Here is a 16,406-nt window from a genome sequence, read left to right on the forward strand (position 1 = left end):
TCGACGGCTATGACCTCGAACGTCCCGCCTTCGTCAGCCGCCCCCGGCGGCCGTCGGCGTGCACTGGGGCGTGGTCCCGGCCCCGCGCCAGGACCGGTCGAGGCACCCCCCGAGCCGTCCGGCCCGCCGGCCGAACCCGCGACCGCCCCGCCCGTCGAACCGTCGTCCGGACCACCGGCCGAACCCTTGACGAGCCCCCGTGAGCCCTCCCAGGCGCCCCGTGAGGGCGCCGGGGGGCCGGCCGGGCCAGGGACCGCGGCCGAGCCCGCCGGGACGCCTGGAGCCCCCGCCGAGCCCTCCGCGTCGCCCGTAGAGGGATCCGGCGCCGCCTCCGCCGTCCCCGGGGACGGGGTCTTCAAGGTGCGCCTCTCGAATTTCGAGGGGCCCTTCGATCTGCTGCTCCAGCTCATCTCCAAGCACAAGCTCGATGTCACCGAAGTGGCGCTGTCCAAGGTCACCGACGAGTTCATGGCGCACATCCGCGCGATGGGCCCGGACTGGGACCTCGACCAGACGACCGAGTTCCTCGTCGTCGCGGCGACCCTCCTCGACCTGAAGGCGGCCCGGCTGCTGCCGGCCGCCCAGGTCGAGGACGAGGCCGACCTGGCCCTGCTGGAGGCACGTGACCTGCTGTTCGCGCGGCTGCTGCAGTACCGCGCGTACAAACAGATCGCGGAGATCTTCAACACGCGCCTGGCGGAGGAGGCCCGCCGCTACCCCCGTACCGTCGGCCTGGAGGCGCGGTACGCCGAGCTGCTGCCCGAGGTCGTCATCAGCATCGGGCCCGAGGGCTTCGCGAAGCTCGCCGTCAAGGCGATGCAGCCCAAGCCCAAGCCCCAGGTGTACGTCGACCACATCCACGCGCCGCTCGTCAGCGTGCAGGAACAGGCCGGGATCGTGATGGCACGGCTGAGGGAACTCGGTGAGGCCAGTTTCCGCTCGCTCGTCGAGGACACCGACGACACCCTCACCGTGGTCGCCCGCTTCCTGGCCCTGCTGGAGCTCTACCGGGAGAAGGCCGTCGCCCTGGACCAGGAGGAGGCCCTCGGGGACCTCATGGTGCGCTGGACGGGCGGGGAGGGCGAAGAGGCGCCGCGGGTGACCGACGAGTTCGACCGGCCGGCGGAAACGGCGGACGACGAGGCAGGGCGCGGGGCCAAGAAGGAGAAGGCGTGAGCGAGGAGACCACCGGCACCCCCGCGGGGCCGCCCACCGTCGCCGACCTCGATCTCGGGGCCGCCCTGGAGGCCGTCCTGATGGTCGTGGACGAGCCGGCCACCGAGGAACACCTCGCCAAGATCCTGGAGCGGCCCCGGCGGCAGGTCGCGGACGCGCTGCGCGCGCTGGCCGACGAATACACCGTCCAGGGCCGCGGATTCGAGCTCAGGCTGATCGCGGGCGGCTGGCGCTTCTACTCGCGTCCCGCCTACGCGAGCGCCGTCGAACGCTTCGTCCTGGACGGCCAGCAGGCCCGGCTCACCCAGGCGGCTCTGGAGACTCTGGCCGTCGTCGCGTACCGCCAGCCGGTGAGCCGGTCCCGGGTCTCCGCGGTCCGCGGAGTCAACTGTGACGGTGTGATGCGGACCCTCCTCCAGCGCGGTCTGGTCGAGGAGGCGGGCACGGAACCCGAAACAGGTGCGATCCTGTACACGACGACGAACTACTTCCTGGAGCGAATGGGCCTGCGCGGTCTGGACGAGCTCCCGGAGCTCGCGCCCTTCCTCCCCGAGGCGGACGCGATCGAAGCAGAGACGCTGGAAGGGGTCCCGTCGTTCGATCCGGACGCACCGGATGCAGACGAAGACGACACGACGACGACGGAACTTTGATGCGAAGCAGTGGCAGTGGCAGTGGCAGTGGCAGGAACAGCGGGAGCGGCAACTCGCGCGGAACCGGCGGGAGCGGCGGTTCGCGTGGAGGCGGCGCGCCTCGCGGGGGCGGTGGCTCGCGCGGAGCCGGCGGGGGCGGTGGCTCGCGTGGAGGCGGCGCGCCCCGTGGGAGCGGTGGGGGCGGTGGCTCGCGCGGAGCCGGCGGTGGTTCCCGGGGTTCGGGCGGCGGCGGCTTCCAGCCGAGGAGCTCGGCGGCGGATCGCGCCGACGACCAGCCGAAGCGTCCCAGCAAGCCCCGTCCCGAGGAGCGCCGTTACGACGTAGGCCCCGGGGGCACGCACGAAGGCCCGAAGTCCGGGCGCGGCGCCTCGGCGCGCGGTGGTGCCAAGGGCGGGCCCAAGCAGGGCCAGCAGCGCGGCGGACGCACGGAGCCCTCGCGCTCCCGTGAGTACGAGACGCGGACCGAGGAGCGCAACCGCGACCGGTACGCGGGCAAGCCCGAGATCAAGCTGCCCAAGACCTTCCCGGGTGCCGAGGAGGAGGGCGAGCGCCTCCAGAAGATCCTCGCGCGAGCGGGCTACGGCTCCCGGCGCGCCTGCGAGGAGCTGGTCGACCAGGCCAGGGTCGAGGTCAACGGCGAGATCGTCCTGGAGCAGGGTCTGCGCGTCGACCCGGAGAAGGACGAGATCAAGGTCGACGGCCTGACGGTCGCGACGCAGTCGTACCAGTTCTTCTCGCTGAACAAGCCCGCCGGTGTCGTCTCCACGATGGAGGACAACGAGGGCCGTCAGTGCCTCGGCGACTACGTGACGAACCGCGAGACGCGGCTCTTCCACGTGGGCCGGCTCGACACCGAGACCGAGGGTGTCATCCTGCTCACCAACCACGGCGAGCTGGCGCACCGGCTGACCCACCCCAAGTACGGCGTGAAGAAGGTCTACCTCGCGCACATCGTGGGCCCGATCCCGCGCGACCTGGGCAAGCGCCTCAAGGACGGCATCCAGCTCGAGGACGGGTACGCGAAGGCGGACCACTTCCGCGTCGTCGAGCAGACCGGCAAGAACTACCTCGTCGAGGTGACCCTGCACGAGGGCCGCAAGCACATCGTGCGCCGTATGCTCGCCGAGGCCGGCTTCCCGGTCGACAAGCTGGTGCGCGTGTCCTTCGGCCCGATCACCCTGGGCGACCAGAAGTCGGGCTGGCTGCGCCGCCTGTCGAACACCGAGGTCGGCATGCTCATGGCCGAGGTCGGTCTCTGATCCAGCCGGCCCCCTGAGGCCCCGGAGCCCCTGTGGCTCCGGCGGCCCGCGGACATCCACCGCGCCCGCGACGGCCGGTCCCGGAACTTCTCCGGGGCCGGCCGATTCGTTTTCGTCTCCCCGACGGTCTGCACCTGTGAACGAACCACCGGTGTGCCCTGGCATGCCCCCGTGCGAACGAAGGGAGCGGCGATGACCGCGACGACGGACCGCGACGCATTCGTCCGGCTGACCGACCCGTACCGGCGGGAGCTGCTCGCCCACTGCTACCGCATGCTCGGTTCGGTCGACGACGCCGAGGACCTCGTCCAGGAGACGTACCTGCGGGCCTGGCGGTCCTACGAGGGGTACGAGGGCCGGGCCTCCCTGCGCACCTGGCTCTACCGGATCGCCACCAACACGTGCCTGACGGCCCTGGAGGGGCGGGGGCGCCGTCCCCTGCCCACCGGGCTCGGCGGTCCGGGAGACGCGCCCGAGGAGCCGCTGCGGGGCCCCGCGACGGACATCCCCTGGCTCCAGCCGCTGCCCGACAGGCTCGTCGATCCGGCGACGGTCGTGGCGGCGCGCGGAAGCCTGCGGCTCGCCCTGGTCGCCGCGCTGCAGAATCTGCCCGCGCGGCAGCGGGCGGTGCTGATCCTGCGGGACGTGCTGGCTTGGCGGGCCTCGGAGGTCGCCGCCCTGCTCGACACGTCGACCGCGGCGGTCAAGAGCAGCCTCCAGCGCGCGCGTGCCCGGCTCGGCGAGGTCGCGCCGGAGGAGGACCTGGTGGTCGAGCCCGACGGTCCCGACGACCGCGAACTCCTCGACCGCTACATGTCGGCCTTCGAGAACGCCGACATGGAGTCGCTCCTGACGCTGCTGCGCGACGGGGTCGAGCTGGAGATGCCGCCCCACCTGGAGTGGTTCAGCGGCCGGAAGGACGTCCTGCGGTTCCTGCGTGTACGGGTGCTCTCCGGGCGCGCGGCGGGGTGGATCCGCATGCTGCCGGTCGGGGCCAACGGGCAGCCCGCGGTGGCGGCCTACGAGCGCGGCGCCGACGGGGTGCTCCGGGCGCACTCCGTGCAGGTGCTCACGGTCGAGGCGGGCGGTGTCGCACGGCTCACCGTCTTCCTGGACCCGGGACTGTTCGGCTCCTTCGGGCTCCCCGGGATCCTCCCGTGAATCCCGGAGAGCTCCTGGAGCGCTCGCTGGCGTACGCGAGCGTCGGTGTCGCCGCCGTGCCGCGCGCGGGCCTGCGGCGGCCGACGCCGTGCGCCGAGTGGGATCTGGGGGAGCTGCTCCACCACCTCGACGACTCGGTCGAAGCCCTCTACGAAGGCGTCGCGGACGGGCGGGTCGGGCTGTGCCCGGCCCGCCCCGCCGCCGATCCGGTCTGTGCCTTCCGCGAGCGGGCGGGCGCCCTCCTCGGCGTCTGCGCCGCGGTGTCCGGGGCGCCACCCCCGGACCCGGCGGTGGGGGACCGGTCCCTGGGCGCCGGGCTGCTGGTGGCCGTCGGCGCCCTGGAGATCGCTGTGCACGGCTGGGACGTCGCGCGGGCCTGCGGGCGGGCGCGGCCGATCCCGTCCGCACTGGCCCTGGAACTGCTCCCGCTCGCGCACCTCGTGGTCACCGACGCCGACCGGGGCGTGCGCTTCGCCGGCCCCGTCGACGCCCCGCCGGGGACCCCGCCCGGCGACCGGCTCCTCGCGTTCCTCGGCCGGCACCCCACGCGCGATTCCTTTTCGCCCCGCCCCGGGTCCGTCTTCCGTGAGTGATCCTCACGGAAGGAACCGTCATGACCCACACCACCGCGCGCGCCCCCGTCCAGCAGCCGTCGGCCCCGCCCGCACGCCGTGCGTGGACCGTGATCCTGGCCGGACTCGGGGCGTTGCTCTGCTCCCTCGACGTGGTCGTCGTGGCCACCGCGCTGCCGGCCCTGCGGGCCGACTTCGGGGCGAGCCTGTCCGACCTGGAGTGGACGATCAACGCGTACAACCTCGTCTTCGCCTGCCTCACCCTGACCGGTGCCGCGCTCGGCGACCGGTTCGGGCGGCGGCGCATGTACGTCGTCGGGCTCGCCGTCTTCACCCTGGCCTCGGCCCTCGCCGCGCTGGCCCCGGGGCCGGGCCAGCTCATCGCCGCGCGGGTGCTCCAGGGCGCCGGTGCCGCGGTCCTGCTGCCGCTCACCCTGACCCTGATCAGCGAGGCGTTCCCGGCCGAGAAGCGGGGCGTGGCCATCGGGGTCTGGGGCGGGGTGACCGGCCTCGGTGTCGCGGCCGGACCCGTGCTCGGCGGCGCGGTCACCGAGGGCCTGTCCTGGCAGTGGATCTTCTGGCTGAATGTGCCGACCGGGCTCGCGATGCTGCCGCTCGCCGCGCTGAGACTGCGGGAGAGCCATGGCCCGCGTCCGCAACTCGACGTCGTGGGACTGCTGTTGGCCGCCGTCGGGCTGACCGGCCTGGCCTGGGCGCCGGTACGGGCCCCGCAGGCGGGCTGGGGGAGTGTTGAGGTGCTGGGCGCGCTGGCCGTCGGCGTCGTCTTCGTGGCGGCCTTCCTCGGCTGGGAGCGGTCGGGGGCGCGCTACCCGATGCTGCCCCTCGGCTACTTCCGCAGGCGCGCCTTCTCGACCGCCAACGGCGCCGTCTTCCTGACGTTCATGTCGCTGCTCGGCTCCCTGTTCATGATCTCGCAGTTGTTCCAGCTCGGCCTCGGGAACTCGCCCCTCCAGGCCGGCGTCCGCATCCTGGTGTGGACCGGCATGCCCCTGCTCGTGGCACCGCTCGCGGGCGCGCTCGCCGACCGGTTCGGGAACCGTCCCTTCATGTTCGGCGGACTCGTTCTCCAGGCGGCCGGACTCGGCCTGCTGGCCTGGCAGGTGCAGCCCGGTGTCGCCTACGGACGGCTGGTGCTGCCCCTGATCGTCGCGGGCGTCGGCATCTCCATGGTCTTCCCCACCGTCGCGAACGCCGTGACGTCCGCGGTGCCGCCCGCCGACGCGGGTGTCGCGGCCGGCGTCAACAACGCGCTGCGCGAACTGGGCGGAGTCTTCGGGATCGCCGCCGCGGCGGCCGTGTTCACGCACTTCGGGGGCTACGGCTCGGCGCGTGACTTCGTCGACGGATGCGGTCCGGCGCTGTGGGTCTCGGCGGGAGTCGCGGCCGCCGGAGCACTGGTGGCCGCCCTGGCCCCGGCTCACGCTCCGGCGCGCCGGCCGGATGCGCCCCGGGCCGGGGTCCGGCGGCCGGAGGAGTCGCGCGGCCGGGTCCGGTGACATCGCCTGCCCTGGGGACCACAACTTCCCCCGGTCGAAAGCCTTGTTGACGCCCCGCGCTCCCTTTATAGTCGAGTTGACCATGGTCAGGGTGACCATAAAGGGTCACCATGAAAACCGGGGGGCGCGGGAGTGGAGACGGGCAAGGGCCGCGCGCCGGGGGGCGCGGCACCCGAGGGCTATGACAAACACGCCTTCGAGCCCTTCGCCGTCACCGTCGACCTGGCCGTCCTGACCGTGCGCGCGGGCGCACTTCAGGTACTGCTGATCGAACGGGGCCAGGAACCGTACGCGGGCCGCTGGGCTCTGCCCGGCGGCTTCGTGCTGCCCCGCGAGTCCGCCGAGGCGGCGGCACGGCGTGAACTCGCCGAGGAGACCGGCCTGTCGGACCTCTCGGGACTGCACCTGGAGCAGTTGCGCACCTACACCGAACCCGACCGCGACCCCCGCATGAGGGTCGTCTCCGTCGCGTTCGCCGCCCTGCTCCCCGACCCGCCCGAACCGCGCGGCGGCGGCGACGCGGCACGGGCCGAGTGGCGGCCGTTCGACGCGCTCGGCCCGCTCGCCTTCGACCACGACCGGATCCTCGCCGACGCCCATGAACGCGTCGGCGCCAAGCTCGAGTACTCCTGCCTCGCCACGTCCTTCTGCCCGCCCGAGTTCACCCTCGGGGAGCTGCAGCACGTCTACGAGACGGTGTGGGGCACCGCGCTCGACCGCCCCAACTTCCGGCGCAAGGTCCTCGCCACGCCCGGATTCGTCGAACAGGTCCCCGGTGCCGCACGCCTCACCGGCGGCCGCGGCAAACCCGCCGCCCTCTACCGCGCGGGTGGCGCCAAGGTTCTGCATCCACCACTGCTGCGTCCCACCTCGTAAGGACGGCCCCGATGACCAGCACGACCCTGACCAAACGCGCCGCCACCGGTTCGCTCATCGGCCTGGCCCTCGGAGACGCGCTCGGGTTCCCCACCGAGTTCAACACCGTGCCCGCGATCCTCGACAAGTTCGGCCCCTGGCGGCAGATGGCGCTGCCCCGGCCCGCGATCGTCACCGACGACACCCAGATGACCCTGGCGCTGGCCCACGGACTGCGCACCGCCATGGACCGCGGCCTGCTCGACCCGCTGCGCATGGAACGGCCGGTGCGCGAGGAGTTCGTGAACTGGTACCAGTCGCCCGAGAACAACCGCGCCCCCGGCCGGACCTGCCTGGTCGCCTGCGACCTCCTCAAGGACGAGAAGCGCCGCTGGCAGGAGGCCAGCCAGGCCGGCTCCAAGGGCTGCGGCGCCAACATGCGCGTGGCGCCCGTCGGGCTCGTCCGCGGCCTCAGCGACGAACAGCGCGCGGGCGCCGCCCAGTTCCAGGCCGCCCTCACCCACGGCCACCCCACAGCGCTCGCCGCCTCGGACCTCACCGCGCACACCGTCCGGCTGCTCTCCCAGGGAGCCGAGCCCGCGGAACTGATCGGCCTGCTGCTCTCGTACGCGCACGAGAACCGCTACCGCTACCACTCGCGCTGGCTCGGCGACCTGTGGACCTTCTGCCACGACGCCACACCCGAGGCGTACATCTCCCGCGGCTGGGACGAGTGCATCGCCGTCCTGGGCACCCTCCGTCAGGCCCTGCGCACCGCGTCGCCCGAGGACGACCCCTGCCTGGCCACCGGTGAGGGCTGGATCGCCGAGGAGGCGTTCGCCACCGGCCTGCTGTGCTTCCTGATGTTCGTCGACGAACCCGTCACCGCGCTGCGCCGGGCCGCCTGCACCTCGGGCGACTCCGACTCCATCGCCTGCCTGACCGGGGCGTTCGCGGGAGCCCACCACGGCTCCGAGGCCTGGCCGACCGCCTGGGCCGACCGCATCGAGTACCACAGCGACCTCATGTCCCTGGGGGCGCTCTGGGATGCTTGAGCCATGACAGACGTCCTCGGTCCCGGCGCCGACCTCGCGAGCGTGGTGGGCGAACAGCCCGACCCCGTCCTCTTCGCCACCGTCTCCGGGGCGCACCTGTACGGCTTCCCCTCCCGCGACTCCGACGTCGACCTGCGCGGCGTCCACCTGCTGCCCACGGCCGCCCTCGTCGGGCTGGGCGAGCCGGAGGAGACCAGGTCGCGCATGTGGTTCCGGGACGGGACCGAGATGGACCTGGTCACCCACGACCTGCGCAAGTTCGTACGCCTCATGCTGCGGCGCAACGGCTATGTGCTGGAGCAGCTCCTGTCGCCACTGGTCGTGCGCACGAGCGAGGAACACCGTGAGCTGATCGCGCTCGCCCCCGGGGTCCTCACCCGCCACCACGCCCACCACTACCGCGGGTTCGCGGCCACGCAGTGGCGGCTCTTCGAGAAGAGCGGCGAACTCAAGCCGCTGCTCTACACGTTCCGTGTGCTGCTCACCGGCGTCCACCTCATGCGCAGCGGCGAGGTGCAGGCCGATCTGCCCACGCTGGCCGGGCAGATCGCCTCACCCGCGTATCTCCCGGACCTGATCGCCGCGAAGGCGGAGCGCGAGCACGGGCCCGCGGACATCCCGCGCGCCCGGGTCGAGGAGGACGTGGAGAGGCTGCACGTCCTGCTCGACGAGGCACAGGAGGCCTCCGAACTGCCGGACGCCGCCTCCGCGTACGACGCGCTGCACGCCTTCGCCGTCAGGGTCCGCCTGGACGGTTTCGGGGGAGGCCAGGACGTGGTCCCGGGAGGACTAACGGTGTCCGGCGGCGTCCCGGAGCGCTGAGGCCCGGCGGGTCCGGATCAGGAAGTCCTCCACGCGCGCGTGGTCCGGCTCGGGCGGGAGCGGGCTGCGGACGGCCGCCTCGTCGGCCTCCGCCGCCAGCCGGAGCATCCAGCGCTCGACCTCGCCCCAGGACACCTCGCCCCGCTTCACCGCGAGCAGCGGCTCGCGCTGCTCCCCGACGCCGATCGTCAGGGACCCGGTGCGCAGCAGGTCGCGCGAGCTCGTCAGCAGGCGCAGCAGATGCATGGCGTGCTTCCAGCGCGGGGCGCCGTGCGTGCGGACGTCGGCCTCCAGCTTCTTGCGCTGGCCCACGGCGTAACGGGCGAACGTCTCGTGCGCCTGACGGGAGAGGAAGGCCTGCCGCAGGGCGAGGAGTTCGCGGCCCGAGTCGTCCACGTACTCGATGAGCGGGGAGTGCAGGCACTCCAGGATGTTCGGGTTGGCGCGCAGCGCGAGCGCGCAGAACCGCTCCAGCTCCCAGCTGAACTGTTCCGGCGCCGGGCCCTCGACATGCGTCGGCGGTTTCTCGAAGCGCCAGAACAGCGCGGTGGGGGCGAGGAAGACGCCCCGGAGGTCCGTGTCGCTGTCGTCCGTGGCCAGCCCGAAGGCGCGTGAGCCCATCACACAGGAGTAGACCGTGTGGTCACGCACCAGCGAGAGCCCGGCCGCCGGGACCGCCGGCGCGGGCGCGTCGGACGGCGAGGACGGCACGGGCGGCACCACCGGTGCCGGGGAAACCGGCCGCGTCGGGGCTGCCTGGGGTACGGGGGGCTCGGAGCGCATGCCAGGAGCGTACGGGCCCGCTCACGCCAGCTTGATCGAGTTTCCCTGCACCGTGATCTTCTCCGCGGGCAGCGGACGCGGCGCGGGACCGGCCTTCACCGCCCCGTCCTCGACACTGAACTTGCTGCCGTGGCACGGGCAGTCGATCGTTCCGTCCGCCACCTTGTCCACCAGGCACCCCTGGTGGGTGCAGACCGCCGAGAAGGCCTTGAAGTCACCCTTCGCCGGCTGGGTGACCACGACCTTCTGGTCCTTGAAGACGGTGCCTCCGCCGACCGGGATGTCGCCGGTCGCGGCGAGCTGCTGCCCACTGGACGCCTTCGGTGACGCGTTCGAGGAGCTGTTGTCGTCGCCGTACTGACTGCACGCCGCGAGCAGCGCGGACGCTCCCGTGGTGAGGATCACCGTGCGCCGTGTCGAGCGGTGGGTCATGTCGTCACTCCGAACGTACGGAAGAACCAGAAGGCGGACGTCAGCCAGAGCGCGGTGAGCACGGCGAAGACGAGACCGCCGACGACGGGCAGCAGCCAGCCGGGCAGGCGCTCCGAGCGGAGCAGCAGCATCTTGGCACTGAAGGCACCGAAGAAGAAGCACCCCAGGAGCGAGTGCCACATGACGCGCGTGCTGTACGTCTGATAGCCCAACGCGTACAGACAGTGCACCGCGACCGGCACCGCCACCAGGAACGCGACGCGCCCCGACCACCGGTGCAGCGTCGCCGACCAGGACGGGCCCGGCAGCTTTCCGTACAGCATGAGCGCCGACACGAGCTGCACGAGGGCGAAGAAGAACGCCGTCGTCGCGAGCCAGGACTTGACGGCGCCCGTGCTGCTGAATCCGGCGAGGTTGAACGCCGTTCCCGCGGGGTCGTGGACCTTGCCGTAGACGCCGAGGGCGACCGCGACGGCCGCGCCGACCAGGGCCGGGACGAGGTAGCGGGCCGCGCTCGGGCTGCCGTGGCCGGGCGGCGGGGAGGGGAAGCCCTGGGTGGCGGCGTTCGGGTCCACGGTCATCAACGGCTCCCTGTGGAGGAGGAGGTCAGGGGGTGACAGGACGGGCGATGATCTTCTGGCCGTCGATGGTCACGGCGCCGGTCTCCGGGTCGATCTCGGGCGCCGCCGAAGGCGTGCCGTCGCGCTCGACGACGCCGACCTGCCGTCCGCCGGGCAGCACGATCCAGCCGCCGTCGATCTTCGCGCCGCGCACGGTGGCCGTCGCCCGGTACAGGCCGGACGGCTTGACGGCCCGGTCGGCGGTGAACGCGTACCGCTGCCCGCCGACGTCGGCCGTGCCGCGGATCAGCTTGTCGTCCTGGAGGGTGCCGTTCAGCTCGTCGCCGTTCCCGCCCGTGAGCTTCATGGTGCCGTCGTCCTCGACAGCACCCTTCAGCCAGGACTCCTTGTCGTGCCCGTCGCAGAAGTACGCGATCGCCTTGCCGCCCCGCAGGGAGACCGCGACCGCCGAGGTGTCGTCGTCGGTGCGGCCCGCGTAGTCGGCGTTGGGCACGGCGCTGCGGGACGGAGACGGACTCGACGACGGCGCCTGCGACGGCGACGCCGGGGCGGAGGCCGGTGGCGCAGTGGCCGACACCGAGACACCCGGCGACGCCTCTTTGTACGGATTCGAAGTGCTCTTCGTCCCCGTCGTCGCGTTGAGCGTCAGCAGGAACACGCCGAGCACGAGCCCCGCGAGAAGGGTGAGAAGGGGTCCTGGTCGCTTCATCCGGTCCTCCCCCGGCGCGGGCCGCCTGCCATGAGCCATGAGAGCGGACGAGCGCGCCCGCGTCCAGAGGCGCACGGGCGCGTTCTCGCCAGAGGTGACGGAATGGGGCGATTCGGGTGACAGCGGCAATGCCGGGCCACCGGCGCGGGCCGCGAAGGCGCCCTGCCCCGCGTCTCGTCAGGCGGGCGCCGCGCACCCGCGCGCGAGGGGCTGACTACGCTGGTGTGACACGACAGGCACACAGATCAGCGAGGAGCATCACCGTGGCGGTACGAGCGGTCCGGGGCGCCGTCCAACTGGAACGGGACGAGGCCGGACACATGGACGAGCAGGTCAGCGAACTGCTCACCGCCATCCTGGAGCGCAACGCGCTCACCACGGACGACCTGATCAGCGTCTGGTTCACCGCGACCCCCGATCTGCACAGCGACTTCCCGGCCGCGGCGGCGCGCAAGCTCGGCATCGTCGACGTCCCGCTGATCTGCGCGCAGGAACTGGACATCGAGGGCGCGATGCCCCGGGTGGTCCGTGTTCTCGCCCACATCGAGTCCGACCGGCCGCGCGCCGACGTCGTACACGTCTACCTCGGCGCCGCGGGCGCACTGCGCAAGGACATCGCCCAGTGAGGACCGCACTCGTCATCGGAACCGGGCTGATCGGCACGTCCGCCGCCCTCGCGCTCGCCGCCCGCGGCGTCGTCGTCCACCTCGCCGACCACGACCCGGAGCAGGCCCGTACGGCGGCCGCGCTCGGCGCCGGCACGGACGAGGCCCCCGAGGGACCGGTCGACCTCGCGATCGTCGCCGCACCGCCCGCGCACGTCGCCGCGACCCTCGCGGACGCCATGAGCCGCGGTCTCGCCCGCGGCTATCTCGACGTCGCCAGCGTCAAGGGCGGCCCCCGCCGCGAGCTGGAGGCGCTCGGCCTCGACCTCACCCCGTACATCGGCACCCATCCCATGTCGGGCCGCGAGAAGTCCGGCCCGCTGGCCGCGAGCGGCGACCTCTTCGAGGGCCGGCCCTGGGTGCTCACCCCGACCCGGGACACGGACACCGAGGTCCTGAACCTCGCCCTGGAACTGGTCTCGCACTGCCGTGCCGTGCCCGTCGTCATGGACGCGGACGCCCACGACCGCGCCGTGGCGCTCGTCTCGCACATGCCGCACCTGGTGTCCAGCATGGTCGCCGCGCGCCTGCAGCACGCGGAGGAGACGGCGGTACGGCTCTGCGGGCAGGGCATCCGCGACGTGACCCGGATCGCGGCCTCCGACCCCCGGATGTGGATCGACATCCTCTCCGCGAACCCGGGCCCCGTCGCGGACCTCCTCGCGGACGTCTCCGCCGACCTCGACGAGACCGTCCAGGCCCTGCGCGCCCTGCAGTCCTCCGACGAGGCCAAGCGCCGCGAGGGAGCCTCCGGCATCGAGGACGTCCTGCGCCGCGGCAACGCGGGCCAGGTCCGCGTTCCCGGCAAGCACGGCTCCGCGCCGCGCGTCTACGAGGTCGTGGCCGTCCTCATCGACGACCAGCCCGGTCAGCTCGCCCGCATCTTCGCCGACGCGGGAATGGCCGGCGTCAACATCGAGGACGTACGCATCGAGCACGCCACCGGTCAGCAGGCCGGTCTGGTGCAGCTCATGGTGGAGCCGAAGGCCGTGCCGGTGCTCGCCGCGGCCCTGCGGGAGCGGGGCTGGGCGCTGCGCCAGTAGGACCGGCGCCCTTCCCGGTGAGGGGTGCCGGGAAGGGCCAGTAATACGGGGTCCGCGGGGCCGGTAACCTTGTGCGGGGCGCCCTCGCGTCCCGCAGAGACCTCCACCCCGCACCAGGAAGGTGTTCCCACCGTGGACAACGGCGCCGCCCGTACCGCTCCGGCTGTGATTGTCGCCATCGACGGCCCCTCCGGCACGGGCAAGTCGAGCACCTCGAAGGCCGTGGCCGCGAAGCTCGGTCTGAGCTACCTGGACACGGGCGCCCAGTACCGCGCCATCACGTGGTGGATGGTCAGCAACGACATCGACATCACGGACCCCTCCGCGATCGCCGCCGCCGCGGGCAAGCCGGAGATCGTCTCCGGCACCGACCCGGCCGAGCCGACGATCACGGTCGACGGGACCGACGTCGCCGGCCCGATCCGTACGCAGGAGGTCACCTCCAAGGTCAGCGCGGTCAGCGCGGTGCCCGAGGTGCGTGCCCGCATCACCGAGCTGCAGCGGACCCTCGCCGGGTCCGCGGCGGCCGGCATAGTCGTCGAGGGTCGGGACATCGGCACCACCGTGCTCCCCGACGCCGACCTGAAGATCTTCCTCACCGCCTCCCCGGAGGCGCGTGCCGCCCGGCGCAGCGGTGAGCTGAAGGGCGCGGACATACACGCGACCCGTGAGGCGCTGGTCAAGCGGGACGCGGCCGACTCCAGCCGCAAGACCTCCCCCCTCGCCAAGGCGGACGACGCGGTCGAGGTGGACACCTCCGACCTCACGCTCCAGCAGGTCATCGAGTGTGTCGTCACCCTCGTCGAGGAGAAGCGGGCCGCCGAGTGAGCGCACCCTCCGCGAGACGCGCCGAGGTCGGGCGCCGGATCGGCGTCGGCCTGATGTACGGGCTGTGGAAGCCGCGCGTGCTCGGCGCCTGGAAGGTCCCCGCGACCGGCCCGGCGATCCTGGCCGTGAACCACTCCCACAACATCGACGGGCCGATGGTCATGGGCGTCGCGCCCAGGCCCACGCACTTCCTGATCAAGAAGGAAGCGTTCATCGGCCCGCTCGACCCGTTCCTGCTGGGCATCGGCCAGCTCAAGGTCGACCGGGAGATCGCCGACCGTGCCGCCATCACGGACGCCCTCGGCGTCCTGGCGTCCGGCGGAGTTCTCGGGATCTTCCCCGAGGGCACCCGGGGCGAGGGCGACTTCGCCTCGCTGCGGGCCGGGCTCGCGTACTTCGCGGTACGCAGCGGAGCCCCGATCATCCCCGTCGCGGTCCTCGGAAGCTCCGAGCGGAGCAGCCGGCTGACCAAGGCGCTGCCCCCGCTGCGCAGCAGGGTCGACGTCGTCTTCGGCGACCCCTTCGAAGCGGGCGACGGCAGCGGCCGGCGTACGCGACAGGCGCTGGACGAGGCCACCGGCCGCATCCAGAAGCACCTCAGCGCCCACCTGGACAACGCCAGACATCTGACCGGACGCCGGGAAAACGCCGGGCGCCCCGCCGGGCGTTAGGCGACACTTAGTAGTGGATCACCCGGTTTACGGGTGCTCCACCGATCACCACGAATGAACGACGAGGTACGGACTTCATGAACGACCACATCCAGCCCGACGGCTCGGCAGAGCACGATCACGGGGCGCTTGGCGATGCCGAGTACGCGGAGTTCATGGAGCTCGCCGCGGAAGAGGGCTTCGACATCGAGGCCGTCGAGGGCGCGATCGAGGAGGCGGGCCACGGCCCGCTGCCCGTCCTCGCCGTCGTCGGCCGCCCGAACGTCGGCAAGTCGACCCTGGTGAACCGCATCATCGGCCGCCGCGAGGCCGTCGTCGAGGACAAGCCCGGCGTCACCCGCGACCGCGTCACCTACGAGGCCGAGTGGGCGGGCCGCCGCTTCAAGCTCGTCGACACCGGCGGCTGGGAGCAGGACGTCCTCGGCATCGACGCGTCCGTCGCCGCCCAGGCCGAGTACGCGATCGAGGCCGCCGACGCGGTCGTCTTCGTCGTCGACGCCAAGGTCGGCGCGACCGACACCGACGAGGCGGTCGTCCGCCTTCTCCGCAAGGCCGGCAAGCCCGTCGTCCTGTGCGCCAACAAGGTCGACGGCATGAGCGGCGAGTCCGACGCCTCGTACCTCTGGGCCCTCGGCCTCGGCGAGCCGCACCCGGTCTCCGCGCTGCACGGCCGCGGCACCGGCGACATGCTCGACGCCGTCCTGGAGGCGCTGCCCGAGGCCCCGGCGCAGACCTTCGGCACCGCGGTCGGCGGCCCCCGCCGCATCGCCCTCATCGGCCGCCCGAACGTCGGCAAGTCCTCGTTGCTGAACAAGGTGGCGAACGAGGACCGCGTGGTCGTCAACGAGGTCGCGGGCACCACCCGTGACCCGGTCGACGAGCTCATCGAACTCGGCGGCGTCACCTGGAAGTTCGTCGACACGGCCGGCATCCGCAAGCGGGTCCACCTCCAGCAGGGCGCCGACTACTACGCCTCGCTGCGCACCGCCGCCGCCGTCGAGAAGGCCGAGGTCGCGGTCATCCTGATCGACGCGTCCGAGACCATCTCGGTGCAGGACCAGCGCATCGTCACCATGGCCGTCGACGCCGGCCGCGCCGTCGTCCTCGCCTTCAACAAGTGGGACACCCTCGACGAGGAGCGCCGCTACTACCTGGAGCGGGAGATCGAGACCGAGCTCGCCCAGGTGGCCTGGGCGCCCCGGGTGAACGTCTCGGCCCGCACGGGCCGGCACATGGAGAAGCTCGTCCCGGCGATCGAGACGGCCCTGGACGGCTGGGAGACCCGCGTCCCGACCGGCCGTCTGAACGCCTTCCTCGGCGAGCTGGTCGCCGCCCACCCGCACCCGGTCCGCGGCGGCAAGCAGCCCCGCATCCTGTTCGGCACGCAGGCGGGCACCAAGCCCCCGCGGTTCGTGCTCTTCTCCTCCGGCTTCATCGAGCACGGCTACCGCCGCTTCATCGAGCGCCGGCTGCGCGAGGAGTTCGGCTTCGCGGGCACGCCGATCCACATCTCGGTGCGGGTGCGCGAGAAGCGCGGCGCGAACAAGAAGAAGTAACGCCCGCGAAGCCGAACTCCTCGCGCAGCCGGCGCTCGATGAAGCGGCGGTAGCCGTGCTCGATGAAG

The 16,406-nt window shown here is 72.6% G+C and carries 18 protein-coding genes; 14 read left to right on the forward strand and 4 right to left on the reverse strand.

The features are described from left to right. Positions 1-9: 9 nt before the first annotated feature. The 9 genes from ACWEBX_RS22455 (at position 10) to ACWEBX_RS22495 (ending at position 9,070) form a co-directional block, all read left to right on the forward strand. A complete protein-coding gene (locus ACWEBX_RS22455) occupies positions 10-1,176 on the forward strand; it encodes a segregation and condensation protein A (protein WP_451886602.1) in 1,167 nt (388 codons plus the stop codon). After that, the gene (scpB, locus tag ACWEBX_RS22460; protein ID WP_451886603.1) at positions 1,173-1,829 is read left to right on the forward strand and encodes an SMC-Scp complex subunit ScpB; all 657 of its coding nucleotides are present in this window, start codon (positions 1,173-1,175) and stop codon (positions 1,827-1,829) included. Before ACWEBX_RS22455 ends, scpB begins: the two co-directional genes overlap by 4 nt. Continuing rightward, a complete protein-coding gene (locus ACWEBX_RS22465; protein WP_451886604.1) occupies positions 1,829-3,088 on the forward strand; it encodes a pseudouridine synthase in 1,260 nt (419 codons plus the stop codon). The genes scpB and ACWEBX_RS22465 overlap by 1 nt, the downstream gene beginning before the upstream one ends. Positions 3,089-3,280: 192 nt before the next feature. Then, positions 3,281-4,249 (forward strand): sigma-70 family RNA polymerase sigma factor, encoded by a 969-nt coding sequence (locus ACWEBX_RS22470; protein WP_451886605.1) that lies wholly within the window; start codon positions 3,281-3,283, stop codon positions 4,247-4,249. Beyond that, the gene (locus ACWEBX_RS22475; RefSeq protein WP_451886606.1) at positions 4,246-4,842 is read left to right on the forward strand and encodes a TIGR03086 family metal-binding protein; all 597 of its coding nucleotides are present in this window, start codon (positions 4,246-4,248) and stop codon (positions 4,840-4,842) included. Before ACWEBX_RS22470 ends, ACWEBX_RS22475 begins: the two co-directional genes overlap by 4 nt. Before the next feature lie 20 nt (positions 4,843-4,862). Then, on the forward strand, positions 4,863-6,338 hold the full coding sequence (locus ACWEBX_RS22480) for a DHA2 family efflux MFS transporter permease subunit (protein ID WP_451886607.1): 1,476 nt from the start codon (positions 4,863-4,865) through the stop codon (positions 6,336-6,338). Between the two features lie 132 nt (positions 6,339-6,470). Continuing rightward, entirely contained in the window at positions 6,471-7,214 is a 744-nt protein-coding gene (locus ACWEBX_RS22485) for an NUDIX hydrolase (RefSeq protein WP_451886608.1), read from the forward strand. An 11-nt stretch (positions 7,215-7,225) separates the two neighbouring features. Continuing rightward, positions 7,226-8,248 (forward strand): ADP-ribosylglycohydrolase family protein, encoded by a 1,023-nt coding sequence (locus tag ACWEBX_RS22490; RefSeq protein ID WP_451886609.1) that lies wholly within the window; start codon positions 7,226-7,228, stop codon positions 8,246-8,248. 3 nt (positions 8,249-8,251) lie between these two features. Beyond that, entirely contained in the window at positions 8,252-9,070 is an 819-nt protein-coding gene (locus ACWEBX_RS22495) for a nucleotidyltransferase domain-containing protein (RefSeq protein WP_451886610.1), read from the forward strand. Here the strand turns inward: ACWEBX_RS22495 and ACWEBX_RS22500 are convergent. From ACWEBX_RS22500 to ACWEBX_RS22515, 4 genes are all read right to left on the reverse strand, one after another. Beyond that, positions 9,038-9,691: a nucleotidyltransferase domain-containing protein gene (locus ACWEBX_RS22500; protein WP_451886621.1), complete on the reverse strand. Its 654-nt coding sequence runs from the start codon at positions 9,689-9,691 to the stop codon at positions 9,038-9,040. The genes ACWEBX_RS22495 and ACWEBX_RS22500 overlap by 33 nt on opposite strands. Before the next feature lie 183 nt (positions 9,692-9,874). Next, positions 9,875-10,285: a Rieske (2Fe-2S) protein gene (locus ACWEBX_RS22505; RefSeq protein ID WP_451886611.1), complete on the reverse strand. Its 411-nt coding sequence runs from the start codon at positions 10,283-10,285 to the stop codon at positions 9,875-9,877. After that, the gene (locus tag ACWEBX_RS22510; protein WP_451886612.1) at positions 10,282-10,866 is read right to left on the reverse strand and encodes a DUF6529 family protein; all 585 of its coding nucleotides are present in this window, start codon (positions 10,864-10,866) and stop codon (positions 10,282-10,284) included. Before ACWEBX_RS22510 ends, ACWEBX_RS22505 begins: the two co-directional genes overlap by 4 nt. Before the next feature lie 25 nt (positions 10,867-10,891). Beyond that, a complete protein-coding gene (locus ACWEBX_RS22515) occupies positions 10,892-11,575 on the reverse strand; it encodes a hypothetical protein (protein WP_451886613.1) in 684 nt (227 codons plus the stop codon). Positions 11,576-11,838: 263 nt separating this feature from the next. Between ACWEBX_RS22515 and aroH the strand changes: the two genes are divergently transcribed. From aroH to der, 5 genes are all read left to right on the forward strand, one after another. Next, positions 11,839-12,201, forward strand: a complete 363-nt coding sequence (gene aroH / locus ACWEBX_RS22520) for a chorismate mutase (protein ID WP_451886614.1) — start codon at positions 11,839-11,841, stop codon at positions 12,199-12,201. Beyond that, positions 12,198-13,283, forward strand: coding sequence for a prephenate dehydrogenase (locus ACWEBX_RS22525; RefSeq protein WP_382789504.1), 1,086 nt, complete (start codon positions 12,198-12,200; stop codon positions 13,281-13,283). Before aroH ends, ACWEBX_RS22525 begins: the two co-directional genes overlap by 4 nt. A gap of 132 nt (positions 13,284-13,415) precedes the next feature. Next, complete coding sequence (gene cmk, locus ACWEBX_RS22530; protein WP_451886615.1) at positions 13,416-14,111, forward strand: (d)CMP kinase; 696 nt, start codon at positions 13,416-13,418, stop codon at positions 14,109-14,111. Continuing rightward, on the forward strand, positions 14,069-14,782 hold the full coding sequence (locus ACWEBX_RS22535) for a lysophospholipid acyltransferase family protein (RefSeq protein WP_451886616.1): 714 nt from the start codon (positions 14,069-14,071) through the stop codon (positions 14,780-14,782). Before cmk ends, ACWEBX_RS22535 begins: the two co-directional genes overlap by 43 nt. A gap of 77 nt (positions 14,783-14,859) precedes the next feature. Continuing rightward, positions 14,860-16,338, forward strand: a complete 1,479-nt coding sequence (der, locus tag ACWEBX_RS22540) for a ribosome biogenesis GTPase Der (protein WP_451886617.1) — start codon at positions 14,860-14,862, stop codon at positions 16,336-16,338. Positions 16,339-16,406: the final 68 nt, after the last annotated feature.

The sequence above is a fragment of the Streptomyces sp. NPDC005070 genome (assembly GCF_053600395.1).

What these genes read in the sequence shown, in the direction of transcription:
- ACWEBX_RS22505 (WP_451886611.1), bottom strand. Translation starts at nt 10,285, where the DNA reads ATGACCCACCGCTCGACACGGCGCACGGTGATCCTCACCACGGGAGCG.
- ACWEBX_RS22465 (WP_451886604.1), top strand. Translation starts at nt 1,829, where the DNA reads ATGCGAAGCAGTGGCAGTGGCAGTGGCAGTGGCAGGAACAGCGGGAGC.
- ACWEBX_RS22510 (WP_451886612.1), bottom strand. Translation starts at nt 10,866, where the DNA reads ATGACCGTGGACCCGAACGCCGCCACCCAGGGCTTCCCCTCCCCGCCG.
- ACWEBX_RS22455 (WP_451886602.1), top strand. Translation starts at nt 10, where the DNA reads ATGACCTCGAACGTCCCGCCTTCGTCAGCCGCCCCCGGCGGCCGTCGG.
- ACWEBX_RS22515 (WP_451886613.1), bottom strand. Translation starts at nt 11,575, where the DNA reads ATGAAGCGACCAGGACCCCTTCTCACCCTTCTCGCGGGGCTCGTGCTC.
- ACWEBX_RS22495 (WP_451886610.1), top strand. Translation starts at nt 8,252, where the DNA reads ATGACAGACGTCCTCGGTCCCGGCGCCGACCTCGCGAGCGTGGTGGGC.
- ACWEBX_RS22500 (WP_451886621.1), bottom strand. Translation starts at nt 9,691, where the DNA reads ATGGGCTCACGCGCCTTCGGGCTGGCCACGGACGACAGCGACACGGAC.
- der (WP_451886617.1), top strand. Translation starts at nt 14,860, where the DNA reads ATGAACGACCACATCCAGCCCGACGGCTCGGCAGAGCACGATCACGGG.
- ACWEBX_RS22490 (WP_451886609.1), top strand. Translation starts at nt 7,226, where the DNA reads ATGACCAGCACGACCCTGACCAAACGCGCCGCCACCGGTTCGCTCATC.
- ACWEBX_RS22470 (WP_451886605.1), top strand. Translation starts at nt 3,281, where the DNA reads ATGACCGCGACGACGGACCGCGACGCATTCGTCCGGCTGACCGACCCG.
- ACWEBX_RS22480 (WP_451886607.1), top strand. Translation starts at nt 4,863, where the DNA reads ATGACCCACACCACCGCGCGCGCCCCCGTCCAGCAGCCGTCGGCCCCG.